This is a genomic window from Brumicola blandensis, from assembly GCF_031846165.1.
Lineage (GTDB): Bacteria > Pseudomonadota > Gammaproteobacteria > Enterobacterales > Alteromonadaceae > Glaciecola > Glaciecola blandensis.
On record NZ_JAVRIE010000002.1, the window covers coordinates 122,833 to 134,185 of the forward strand.

The following is an 11,353-nucleotide window of genomic DNA, read 5'->3' on the forward strand; positions in this document are numbered from 1 at the left end:
CAAAAATGACTCAGTTAACTATCGATATTGTTTCAGACGTAAGTTGTCCGTGGTGCATTATCGGTTATAAAGCGTTACAAGAAGCGCTTGAAACCGTCTCACCAGATGTTACGGCTACTATTGAATGGCAACCCTTTGAACTCAATCCTCAAATGCCACCTGAAGGCCAAGAAATCACCGAACATCTGACGCAAAAATATCGGATTTCTGAAGAGCAAGCGGAGCAAAATCGCGAAGTGATTAAACAACGGGGGCTTTCTGTGGGTTATGAGTTCGGTAATCGAGGTGGCGGTCGTATTTACAATACCTTTGATGCTCACCGTTTGTTGCACTGGGCTAAAACAGTAAGTTCAGCAAAACAAACTGAGCTGAAACTCGCCTTGTTCGATCTTTACTTCAAAAACAGCGGAAACCCGAGTGATCATCAACAGCTATTGGACCTTGTCGAGCAAGTCGGTCTTGATAGAGAGCTCGCGTCTGAGGTTTTGAGTTCCAATCAATACGAATCAGATGTAAGGCAAATTCAGCAACGTTATCAGCAAGCGGGTGTGCAATCGGTTCCTGCGGTTATTGTGAATAACAAGCATTTGATTAGCGGTGGTCAACCTGCAGATGTATTTGCTCAAGCACTCACCGAGATAGCCAAGCAAGCTTAAACTGAGAAACCGCTTAATACTCTGCCTGCTATATTTGCCTGCTATCAGCACGGCAACTAGAACGCGCCTTACATGCCTTGCAGTGCGGCGAAGGAGCGGGTGTAAATTAAAATTTACACATCATGAAAAGATGAACAGTAAGCCAGTTTATAACGACTTAAACATAACAAGCGGCTGTTATAGGATGAACGATTAGCCAATACGGAACGTATAAAACGCCCGACGTAAACCCATTATAATAACGATAAATAAAAGCATTGCGACCAATCTTAATGGCATAGGTTAGGGTACTCTAACCGGCAGCTCAAGAGATGAAACGCAGTGGTCTGGATATTATTCTAACAATAAACATGGAGCCCCAAACTAATGACGAAAACAACAAGTCGCCTTCCTCTGAAAAAAGTTTTTAAAGCGAGCATTATTGCCGCTTCGCTAGCGTTCGCCGGATTTGCATCTGCCGCAGAAAGCTTCGAGATAGAACATCTACCTAAGGTGAAGCACGCTGGTAACATCACCGTTTCGGCCGATGGCAAACATACCGCTTACACTGTATCTAACCCACGCGACATGCTCGCGGGTGATAAAGATGGTACGGCCGACACTCATTTGTATGTGATCGGCAGTGGCAAGAACGCTAAGCCTATTAAGTTCATTGGGAATAAAGACGGCGTATCGTCATTACAGTTCAGTGCAGATGGCGAAACCTTATTCTTTAAGTCTAAGCGTGAAGACGACAAAATGACGTCTTTATATTCTATTTCAATGTCGGGTGGTGAAGCGATTAAGCGCTTTGAATTCGAAACATCTATTGGCGACTATGCAGTATCAGAAGATGGTAGCACCTTATATTTTGTTGCGCGTGAAAAGCAAAAAGAAGACGACCTAAAGAAAAAAGGTTTTAAAGCTTATGTTTATGAAGAAGACCAGCGTTTAGCATCACTATGGTCTGTCGCATTAGGTGATTCCGAAGCGAAAGCAACAAAACTGTTTGAAGGCGGAAATGTATCAAATTTTGACCTTTCACAAGACAATAAGATGATTGTGGCTGCCGTTGCTCCCACCAATCTAATCGATGATTACTACATGCAACGTGACCTTCATGTGATTGATGTTAACTCTGGTGACGTGACTGCAACTGTCGATATTCCTGGCAAATTAGGTAGCTTTGAATTTAGTGAAAATGGAAAGCACATTGGTTTACTTGCTGGAACGGATATTCACGATTCATCAAATGGCGTGCTGATGGTCGCTGATACAAAGTCAGGTAAGCTTACTCAGTTAACACCAGACGCGGAACAACACATTGTTGATATTGATTGGATGGGTAAAGACATACTCGCTGTTGCTCATCGAGGCGTTGAGAGTGCTGTTGTATTGTACGAAACAGACGGTGATATTAAGCGCACTTACAAAACACCTGAAGATATTGTGGTTCGAAGCGCAGATATTGGCAAAGGCGAGATTCGTTTTATCGCAGACAGCCCTAAGCATCCGCGCGAAGTATTCGAGCTAACGCGCAGCAAAGCGACTAAACTGACTAACAACAACACTTGGCTAAAAGATATCGAGTTGGCAAGCCAGTCAACATTTAGCTTTAAAGCAAGAGATGGCCGCACAGTTGAAGGTTTGTTAATGCAACCCAGTGGCGAAGCCCCTGCTGGAGGTTGGCCATTGATTATGGCTGTGCACGGTGGTCCAGAAGCCCATTACAGTGATGGTTGGTTAACTGGTTATTCAACGGCTGGGCAGTACGCAGTCGCAGACGGATACGCAGTCTATTATCCGAACTACCGTGGCTCAACTGGGCGAGGAGTAGCATATGCTAAAGAGCATCAGAACGATTATGCCGGAGCTGAGTTTAATGATTTAGTTGATGGTGTAGATGCGCTTGCTGAAGCTGGCGTAATAAACCGTGATAGAGTCGGTATCACCGGGGCATCATACGGTGGTTATGCGTCAATGTGGGGTGCCACTGCCTTATCTGAGCATTTTGCTGCATCAGTTGCTTTCGTTGGCATTTCAAACCAAGTCTCTAAGTTTGGTACCAGCGATATTCCAAACGAAATGCAGTTAGTTCACTCATTGAAATGGCCTTGGGAAGACAACTGGATGAACTTACTTGAGCGCTCTCCTGTGTTTCATGCTGGTAAGGCTAAAACACCCATCTTGATCCTACACGGTGAAGAGGACACTCGCGTTCACCCAGGTCAGTCGATGGAGCTATATCGTTCTATAAAAGTGCGTACTGAAACGCCGGTTCGCTTAGTATTTTACCCAGGCGAAGGTCATGGCAACCGCAAAGCAGCTGCTCAATATGACTACGCTCTTCGCTTAATGCGCTGGATGGATACTTATTTGAGTGAAGATGCAACTCGCACTACACCAATGCCTGAATTTGATTTAGGCATGGCTGAGCGTTTAAAGAAAGATGACGAAAGTAGCAAAGACGATAAAGCTGAATAGTGATTTAAGTGGCGACAAGCTATAAGTTTTGTTGCCACTCCGCTAAAACAAATAACAATAAACCGTGGAAATTTCATGAAAACAAAAAATAATGTAATGAAAACAGCAGTACAGGCCAGTATCGCCTTTGCTGTTGCTGGCAGTTTAATGGCTTGCCAACCTAGTTCAGATGAAAAAACAGCGCCAGCAGAGGCTGAAAAAGCCGCTAGCGCAATGAAAATGATTGAAGTCGAGTACCCAATGACGGCGAAAGGTGATGTGGTAGACACCTACTTTGGCGACGAGGTGGCTGATCCCTATCGTTGGCTTGAAGACGACCGCAGTGCGGAAACGGGTGAGTGGGTGAAAGCACAGAACAAAACGACGCAAGATTACTTAGCGAATATTCCTTATCGCGAAGATATTGCAAAAGTTGTTCGTGAAATGCTTGATTATGAACGTGTATCAGCCCCTTTCAATGAAGGTGACTATACTTACTTCTATAAGAACGATGGTTTACAAAATCAAAGCTTAGTCTATCGTCAAAAAGGTGATGGTGAGCCAGAAGTATTTATTGACCCTAATAAATTCAGTGACGACGGTACGGTTTCCTTGGCCGGTTTGTCTTTCTCTGGTGATGGCTCTTTAGCCGCTTACCAAACATCTACCGGTGGTAGTGATTGGCGCAAAGTGACAATCATCAATACTGACACCATGGAAACCATTGGTGAGCCACTTGTGAATGTTAAATTCAGTGGGTTAACTTGGTATAAAAACGAAGGTATTTACTACTCAAGTTATGACAAGCCAGAAGGCTCTGAGCTGAGTCAAAAGACTGATCAGCATAAACTCTATTATCATAAGCTGGGCACTGCGCAAGCCGATGACCTTAAGGTATTCGGTCACACCGACGCTGAGAAGCACCGCTATGTTGGTGCTCAAGTCAGTGAAGATAACCGTTACTTGCTAGTGTCAGCTGCTGTGTCTACGTCAGGTAATCGCGCTTATTTAAAAGACCTTACGAAACCAGATTCAGCTTGGAAAACAGTGATTGATACTGTCGATAATGATGTATCAATGCTCACAAGCAAAGGTGAAACCATTTATTTGTTTACCAACAATCAAGCACCAAATTCGCGTGTGGTTATGGTCGATGCAAATAATCCAGGTGTTGAAAACTGGAAAGACCTCATTCCTGAAACTGAAAATGTGTTGTCGCCCAGAATGGCCGGTGGCTTCATCTTCGCACAATACATGGAAGATGCGATTTCTAAAGTTTACCAGTACTCGCTAGAGGGTGAACAGGTTCGTACAATTAACCTGCCGGGTGTTGGAACAGCAAGTGTGAATAGCAGCAAGGCGAGCGAGTCAACAACGTATTATTCTTTCAGTAATTACGTCACTCCTACGACCTTCTACTCTTTAGATATTGAAACGGGCGAATCTACCGTTCATAACAAGCCAAAAACGAACTTTGATGGCAGCAACTATGTCACTAAACAAGTCTTCTATAAGTCTAAAGATGGTACTCAAGTACCTATGATCATTACGCATCATAAAGACACTGAGCTTAATGGTAAAAACCCAACTATTTTATACGGTTACGGTGGTTTTAATATTAGCTTAACACCACGTTTTAGCGCCACCGTTGCTGCGTGGCTAGAGCTTGGCGGCGTTTACGCGGTGCCAAACATTCGTGGCGGTGGTGAATATGGGAAAGCATGGCACAAAGCCGGAACTCAGCTACAGAAGCAAAATGTATTTGATGACTTTATAGCTGCAGCTGAATACCTATTTGCTGAGAAATACACAAGCAGTGATTACTTAGCTCTACGCGGCGGTTCGAACGGTGGCCTGCTAGTCGGTGCTGTTATGACACAGCGTCCGGAGTTGGCAAAAGTTGCCTTGCCTGCGGTGGGTGTATTAGACATGCTGCGTTACCATACCTTCACAGCGGGTGCTGGCTGGGCTTATGACTATGGCACATCAGAGCAAAGCGAAGAAATGTATCAGTATTTGAAAGCTTACTCTCCAGTGCACAATGTAAAGCCGGGTGTTGAGTATCCAGCGACAATGGTAACAACAGCCGACCACGATGATAGGGTTGTTCCAGCTCACTCATTCAAGTTCGCTGCAGTGTTGCAGGAGTTTCAAGAAGGGACTAACCCAACCTTGATTCGCATTGAGACAGATGCTGGTCATGGCGCAGGTACACCCATTAGTAAAACCATTGAGCAGTTTGCCGATATTTACGGCTTCGTGCTATACAACATGGGTGTTGAGTCACTTTAAGGTATTTGTACACTAAATATCTAACATGAGTACGACTATTAAAGCCTCCAGCAAGTGCTGGGGGCTTTTTTTTATTGGTGCTTTGCGTACTAAGTTGACGTTGATCAAAACGTGAGCACTTCAATCCATTACACTCTAATTTCCACAATCGTTAAATCGCGTTTAAAAAGGCCAAACATGATGAAAATCGAAATGTCACCGAACAAGCGTTTTGATTCTGCTGTCATTGCTATGCATTGGTTGATGCTGGTGTTGTTGATTGCAGTATTTGCTTCCATCGAACTACGAGAGCTTTATCCTAAAGGTACTGAAACGCGAGAGCTGTTTAAAACATTTCATTTCATGACAGGTCTGACGGTTTTTTTACTGGTTTGGATTAGATTAGGGTTTCGTGCCTTGTCAAAAAGGCCACCAGTCTACCCGCCAGTTGCAAAGTGGCAGCACTACGTGGCTATGGTAACGCATACTGTTTTGTATTTACTCATGATTGCTATGCCAATAGCGGGTTGGGCGATACTCAGCGCGGAAGGAAAGCCGATTCCATTTTGGGGATTGGAATTACCTGCACTTATCGCTGAAAACAAAGAGTTGGCGCATACAATTGAAGAGCTACACGAAACGGCCGGACTTGTTTTTTATTACACACTCGCACTACATGCATTAGCAGCTTTGTTTCATCACTATATTGTGAAAGACAATACTTTACGTCGTATGCTTCCATTCAATAAATAGCGCCTGTAATTTTTGATTGCATCGCCTAAACGCTTCCTCTAGCATGACCGACCTGAATTGTTAATTGCTATAAGGAAATGCATGAATCTTACAATTAAAACGGCTTTGGTCGCCTCTCTTTTTGCCCTCCACTTTACGACAAACGCTGAAGACATTTCTGTCGGAGTAGGTGCGGGAATGAGCTATTCAGGTTTAGGTGCTAATGTTGCTTATGTTTCCGAAACTGATATGAAATATGTCTCAGCCGGCTGTGTCTCTTATTCTTCTAATTCAGGCAGTACTTGTGGTGCTGGCATCGGCTGGATAAAAACAGACCTTTTCGACAATGACTCCAATAAACATGGTCTAGGTGCGTACCTTGGTGTTGTAGGCGTCGAAACAGCATTTTTGAGAGATGACAAAGCAGTGTATGGAGCGGGGCTTGGCTATCATTATTTCTTTAACGGAATCGATAAATCAGGTTTCAACCTAGGTATTACAGTTGTAGCAGCCGACACTGAAGATGATGATAAGTTTGGTCTTTCTTTGCAAGCGGGTTATCAGTTTTAAGCTATCATTAGGACCACTCACGGTAGTAAGCGCTTCAGCGCTTTAGTTTATAATGGTGTACTTCCGTATTGGGCGGCACTTGTATATATTACATGCATAGTGAAATTAGCGCTCAAGTGCCAAGACGATAGAGTGGCCGAGCCATTAGTAAGAGTGTTTAATGAGAATGTATAATATTCCGGAAGTAAACCTGCAAGGTAAAGTGTCAGACCAAGAATGGCAAACGCGCGTTGAGCTGGCGGCTTGTTATCGCTTATTGGTTATGCACGGTTGGGACGATCTTATTCACACCCATGTTTCTGCTCGGATCCCTGGCAGTGAACACCTGTTAATTAATGCCTTTGGCTTAGCGTTTGAGGAAGTCACAGCATCAAACTTAGTGAAAATAGACATCGAGGGTAATGTAATAGACTCGGAATCCCCATTCACAATCAATCCAGCTGGTTTTACCATTCATAGCGCTGTGCATATCGCTCGTCACGATGATCAATGTGCATTACACTTGCATCATCCCGACGCAATTGCAGTGGCTAGTTGTGAACAGGGCCTTCAAGCATACAGTCAGTATTCGGCGTTTGCGCTCGCCAGTATGAGTTATCATAATTATGAAGGCTTGGCGGTTAATCCAGATGAAATTAAACGTTTGCAAGAGAACCTTGGAAATGCGAATTTTATGCTGCTGCGGAATCACGGTGCACTCACGATGGGCGTGACCATTGGTGATGCATTTATGCACATGTACGATCTACTGCGGGCCTGCGAAATTCAAGTAAAAATGCAGAACAGTGGCGATGATCTTATTCGTGTGGACCAATCTATTATTGATGGTATCAAGGCACAAGCGAGCATCGTACATACGGGTCAAACTGGCGGTCAAAAAGCATGGCCAGCTATGATGCGCAGAGTAAAAAGAGCTTACCCAGACTTCGACCAATAGGTCACCCAATTAACTACATTAAAGAAGAATCAAATGAAGATTACCCATATCGAAATTTTTGATATCCATTGCCCAGAACGTCCGCCATGGAATCCCATATTTGTCAGAGTTCATACCGATGAAGGAATTCACGGTGTCGGTGAAGCCGGTTTAGCCTATGACTGGGGACACAGCGCCGCAGCTGCGATGATTAAGGAAATTGCCGAAGCGGTGTTGATCGGTTTTGACCCCTTTAAAACAGAATTATTATGGTCACGCATGTTACGTGAGAGCTTTTGGGGTTTGGGTGGTGGTCCGGTGCTTTACGCAGCAATGAGCGCCATCGATACCGCATTGTGGGATATTAAAGGCAAAGCCTTGAATGTGCCGGTTTATCAGCTTTTGGGTGGTAAAACGAATGATGATTTACGTACTTATGCCAGCCAACTTCAGTTTGATTGGAGCCAAGATTGCGTAAAAATGTTAACACCTGACGACTATGCGCGATCGGCTGCAAAAGCAATGGCAGAAGGTTATGATGCGGTAAAAGTCGACCCAATTGTTTACGATGAGAATGGTGATTCTTCTTTCGATCGAACAAAGCTTTTCACACCTAAACAGATGAAACTATTTGGTGATCGCCTTCGCGCTATTCGTAAAGAAGTTGGTGATGAAGTGGATATTATTTTTGAGGCTCATTCATTAATGGGTTGTGCATCTGCTATTCAGATGGGCAGTATCGTTGAAGAAGTTGGCTGTATGATGTTCGAGGAGCCAGTAAACTATCTCAATTCTGCGGTACACAAAAAAGTCGCAGAGAATGTAAAAGTGCCCATTGCTGGTGGAGAGAGGCTTTATCACCGTTGGGACGTTCGGCCTTACTTTGAAGACCAAAGTATTGATGTATTGCAACCTGATGTTGGCTTATGTGGTGGTTTCACTGAAGCTAAGAAAGTTTGCGACTATGCTGATGTTTACGACATTCGAGTTCAAGCCCATGTATGCGGTGGGCCGGTAGCAACTGCAGCATCATTGCAACTAGAAGCTGCAATCCCGAACTTCTTAATTCATGAACATCACACTTACGCGATCAAATCTTGGAATAGAGAATTGTGTATTCAGGACTATCAGCCAGTAAATGGAAAGTTTAAAGTACCAGACTTGCCAGGTATTGGTATTGAGTTAAACGATGAAGTGGTGAAACGTTCACCGCACATCACCGTTAAGTAATGTGATACACCAATAGAATGAATGGTAAAAAAGCTAAGATCACCAGGCCTTAGCTTTCAATGCCATAAATACGAGCGGCATTATCATGCAAAAGGGCAGTCATTAACGCTTCGCGTTGATTCTCATCCTTGTCTTTGAATAAATGCTGCAATGCTCCCAACGCGGTTTCCCAATAGTCCTGATAAGACATCGAGAATAAGCATAATGGAAAGTTGCTAGCCATCATGACTTTGTCAGAGCCGAACGCATCTATGCAATGCTTAACGACGGCAATAACGTCTTCGTTTGTGTATTGAATGACAGCGCCGATAGCATCCTTATCTTCGTTCAGCAAAGACATTTCAAAACCTGAACACTTCACGGCAACTTTGGGAAGTTTTGCTAGCAGCAACAGGTTTGCCTGCCAATTTGTGAAGTCGAGTTGATGGGCGTAAATCGATGCTTGATTGCTTTCTTCTTTTTCTAGAAAAGGGGCGAAACCTGCGTGATTTAATACTACTTGAAGTTCCGGTAAGCGATTAAAAAAGGCGTAGACGAGAACAACCAATTCCGTATTTTTCACATCTAATTGAAGTTCAAAAGTCCCTTTGTGTTTACCCAAAAAAGCAAGATTTTTATAAGAACATTCATTCTCTAGTGTCGCTTTTATTTCATTCAGCGAGCCGTCGAGGATATATCGTATGCCACGGGAGCTGCGAAATTCAGACTGCTTTCCTAGGGCATATAGGAAGTCGTCATGAGGTAGGGTGATATCTACATAACCCATAGTGCACATGGGGATCGACGCTTTTTCTTCAAGCATGGCTAATTCACGCTCGCCTGACTCATTATCATAGCCCGCTTCAATATGGACATAGGCGGCGAGACGCAATGGCTCTTCTAAGTATAGAGCGTTGTCGACGTAAGTTCGGTTAATCAAATATTTTTGCGGCCAAAAAGGGGCGTTGTTGGTTTTTAACCAGTCATAGTGTCCATTTTCAATATCGAACAAATGTACATGCGGATCGATAATGCTGAGTGTGCTTCCATTCATTTTTCATTCTCGTGTTGTTTTTATTATTTTGCGGTGTAACCACCATCTATCATCTGCAAACTGCCAGTAATGAAACTAGCGTCATCTGAGGCGAGGTATAGGGCCAATGATGCAACTTCTTCTGCTTGACCTATTCTTCCTAGGGGTTGCTGAGCTGCTTCTTCAGCATGTATTGCGGTTTTGTCTGCGCCACTTGTTGCACAATAGCGGTCAATCGCGTTGTGATAAAGTGGCGTTTCAATCGTACCAGGACAAATTGCGTTCGCTCTGATGTTATACGATGCGTAATCCAGAGCTGTGGTTTTGGCCATAGAGGCGAGGGCATGTTTACTCATGTTGTAAGCGAATGAATGAGTCTTTCCAATCACCGCTTGGTCTGATGCAATAAACAAAATGGCGCCATTATTGTTCGTTTTCATGAAGGGTAAAGCACTTTGTGTGGCAGAGAAGGCACCTTTCACATTCAAATTGAATAGGCCAATTAGGTCGCTTTCTGTTGTCGCCTCAATTGAGGCCGATAAGTGTTTGCCTGCGTTACAAATAAGGGTGTCTATACCATGCTTTTCACCAATCGAATGAATAGCTTCAGTCACTTGTTCATGCTGTGTCATGTCGCATTTTATAAACTGCCCGTACTCGCCGGATTGTATGTCGAGGTTGAAAACTTGATATCCCGCATCTTCAAATTTCTTTGCGATGGCTAGCCCTATACCAGAACTACCACCGGTAATGACAAGTGTTTTTGGCATTAGTCTACATAGCCCCATGGTGCAGGTGGCGGTGTGATCGGTTTCGTGAGATCAAAGTCCACACGGAACTCACGACCCTCTCGTACCAATCGATATGAAAATACATCTTCATAAATGTACATCTGCCATGTGTTAGTAATCGACTGCGGTAGACCTTCTTTCGCAAACAATTGTTTAGAGTACTCATCAACAGGGAATGATTGAATTTCATTATAACCGGCGTCTACAGTATGGCCGCCATACATGGTCACCGTGTCGTGAGAGCCATCTTCATGGCGATGATCATGCTTTAAACTTAAACCGCTGCCAGTTTTCGTTATTAGCCATGTACGTGAGGCGTTGTCACCAACGTAAAAAGGTACCTGTAACTGACTATCAGAACATTTGCGCACAAACATCACCAAAGGTGCATCAAAGGCACTACTTGGTTGATTGTCCACTGTCACTTTACCCTCGTATGCCTTTGAGCAGTGTGCTCGTATACTGTCAAAAAAGGCATCTTGAGTTGGAATTGAAACTAAAGGCGCAGGTCCAGTATCTGCGCCAGCATTTGCTTTAAACGTAAATAGTAAGCAGCTGATGACCATTACCATCATCGAACTTATGCTAATGAACGAAGGTTGCTTAGCGCTAGACTGCTTGCTGTTTGTGCTCTTTTCGAAAAACGGAGACGTCAACATGTTAGATTCCTTATTCTTATTCTTGGTTTTATCGCTCTAAGTCTACTGGATTCAAGGTAAATTACCTACTCTGT

The 11,353-nt window shown here is 43.8% G+C and carries 10 protein-coding genes; 7 read left to right on the plus strand and 3 right to left on the minus strand.

The genetic code is table 11. From position 1 onward, the window contains the following. Positions 1-5: 5 nt before the first annotated feature. The 7 genes from RM544_RS05795 to RM544_RS05825 all read left to right on the plus strand — a co-directional run bounded on the left by RM544_RS05795 (position 6) and on the right by RM544_RS05825 (position 8,817). Positions 6-656, plus strand: coding sequence for a DsbA family oxidoreductase (locus RM544_RS05795; protein WP_311360829.1), 651 nt, complete (start codon positions 6-8; stop codon positions 654-656). A 366-nt stretch (positions 657-1,022) separates the two neighbouring features. Beyond that, positions 1,023-3,119: a S9 family peptidase gene (locus tag RM544_RS05800; RefSeq protein ID WP_311360830.1), complete on the plus strand. Its 2,097-nt coding sequence runs from the start codon at positions 1,023-1,025 to the stop codon at positions 3,117-3,119. 75 nt (positions 3,120-3,194) lie between these two features. Next, positions 3,195-5,390 carry a prolyl oligopeptidase family serine peptidase gene (locus tag RM544_RS05805; protein ID WP_432264472.1) on the plus strand — a complete coding sequence of 732 codons (2,196 nt, stop codon included), beginning with the start codon at positions 3,195-3,197 and terminating at the stop codon, positions 5,388-5,390. 177 nt (positions 5,391-5,567) lie between these two features. Continuing rightward, on the plus strand, positions 5,568-6,122 hold the full coding sequence (locus RM544_RS05810) for a cytochrome b (protein WP_432264473.1): 555 nt from the start codon (positions 5,568-5,570) through the stop codon (positions 6,120-6,122). Positions 6,123-6,203: 81 nt separating this feature from the next. Further along, positions 6,204-6,671 carry a hypothetical protein gene (locus RM544_RS05815; RefSeq protein WP_311360831.1) on the plus strand — a complete coding sequence of 156 codons (468 nt, stop codon included), beginning with the start codon at positions 6,204-6,206 and terminating at the stop codon, positions 6,669-6,671. 166 nt (positions 6,672-6,837) lie between these two features. Next, positions 6,838-7,608, plus strand: a complete 771-nt coding sequence (locus tag RM544_RS05820; protein WP_311361341.1) for a class II aldolase/adducin family protein — start codon at positions 6,838-6,840, stop codon at positions 7,606-7,608. 33 nt (positions 7,609-7,641) lie between these two features. Further along, positions 7,642-8,817, plus strand: coding sequence for a mandelate racemase/muconate lactonizing enzyme family protein (locus RM544_RS05825; protein WP_311360832.1), 1,176 nt, complete (start codon positions 7,642-7,644; stop codon positions 8,815-8,817). 49 nt (positions 8,818-8,866) lie between these two features. Here RM544_RS05825 and RM544_RS05830 read toward each other — a convergent pair whose 3' ends face one another. Genes RM544_RS05830 through RM544_RS05840 form a run of 3 tightly spaced genes read right to left on the minus strand, consistent with a single transcriptional unit; the run spans position 8,867 to position 11,186 of the window. Next, positions 8,867-9,850 (minus strand): amidohydrolase family protein, encoded by a 984-nt coding sequence (locus RM544_RS05830; RefSeq protein ID WP_311360833.1) that lies wholly within the window; start codon positions 9,848-9,850, stop codon positions 8,867-8,869. A gap of 23 nt (positions 9,851-9,873) precedes the next feature. Then, positions 9,874-10,599 carry an SDR family NAD(P)-dependent oxidoreductase gene (locus RM544_RS05835; RefSeq protein ID WP_311360834.1) on the minus strand — a complete coding sequence of 242 codons (726 nt, stop codon included), beginning with the start codon at positions 10,597-10,599 and terminating at the stop codon, positions 9,874-9,876. Beyond that, positions 10,599-11,186, minus strand: a complete 588-nt coding sequence (locus RM544_RS05840; protein WP_311361342.1) for a hypothetical protein — start codon at positions 11,184-11,186, stop codon at positions 10,599-10,601. Before RM544_RS05840 ends, RM544_RS05835 begins: the two co-directional genes overlap by 1 nt. Between the last annotated feature and the right edge of the window lie 167 nt (positions 11,187-11,353).

What these genes read in the sequence shown, in the direction of transcription:
- RM544_RS05800 (WP_311360830.1), top strand. Translation starts at nt 1,023, where the DNA reads ATGACGAAAACAACAAGTCGCCTTCCTCTGAAAAAAGTTTTTAAAGCG.
- RM544_RS05805 (WP_432264472.1), top strand. Translation starts at nt 3,195, where the DNA reads ATGAAAACAAAAAATAATGTAATGAAAACAGCAGTACAGGCCAGTATC.
- RM544_RS05815 (WP_311360831.1), top strand. Translation starts at nt 6,204, where the DNA reads ATGAATCTTACAATTAAAACGGCTTTGGTCGCCTCTCTTTTTGCCCTC.
- RM544_RS05840 (WP_311361342.1), bottom strand. Translation starts at nt 11,186, where the DNA reads ATGGTCATCAGCTGCTTACTATTTACGTTTAAAGCAAATGCTGGCGCA.
- RM544_RS05835 (WP_311360834.1), bottom strand. Translation starts at nt 10,599, where the DNA reads ATGCCAAAAACACTTGTCATTACCGGTGGTAGTTCTGGTATAGGGCTA.
- RM544_RS05810 (WP_432264473.1), top strand. Translation starts at nt 5,568, where the DNA reads ATGATGAAAATCGAAATGTCACCGAACAAGCGTTTTGATTCTGCTGTC.
- RM544_RS05820 (WP_311361341.1), top strand. Translation starts at nt 6,838, where the DNA reads ATGTATAATATTCCGGAAGTAAACCTGCAAGGTAAAGTGTCAGACCAA.
- RM544_RS05830 (WP_311360833.1), bottom strand. Translation starts at nt 9,850, where the DNA reads ATGAATGGAAGCACACTCAGCATTATCGATCCGCATGTACATTTGTTC.
- RM544_RS05795 (WP_311360829.1), top strand. Translation starts at nt 6, where the DNA reads ATGACTCAGTTAACTATCGATATTGTTTCAGACGTAAGTTGTCCGTGG.
- RM544_RS05825 (WP_311360832.1), top strand. Translation starts at nt 7,642, where the DNA reads ATGAAGATTACCCATATCGAAATTTTTGATATCCATTGCCCAGAACGT.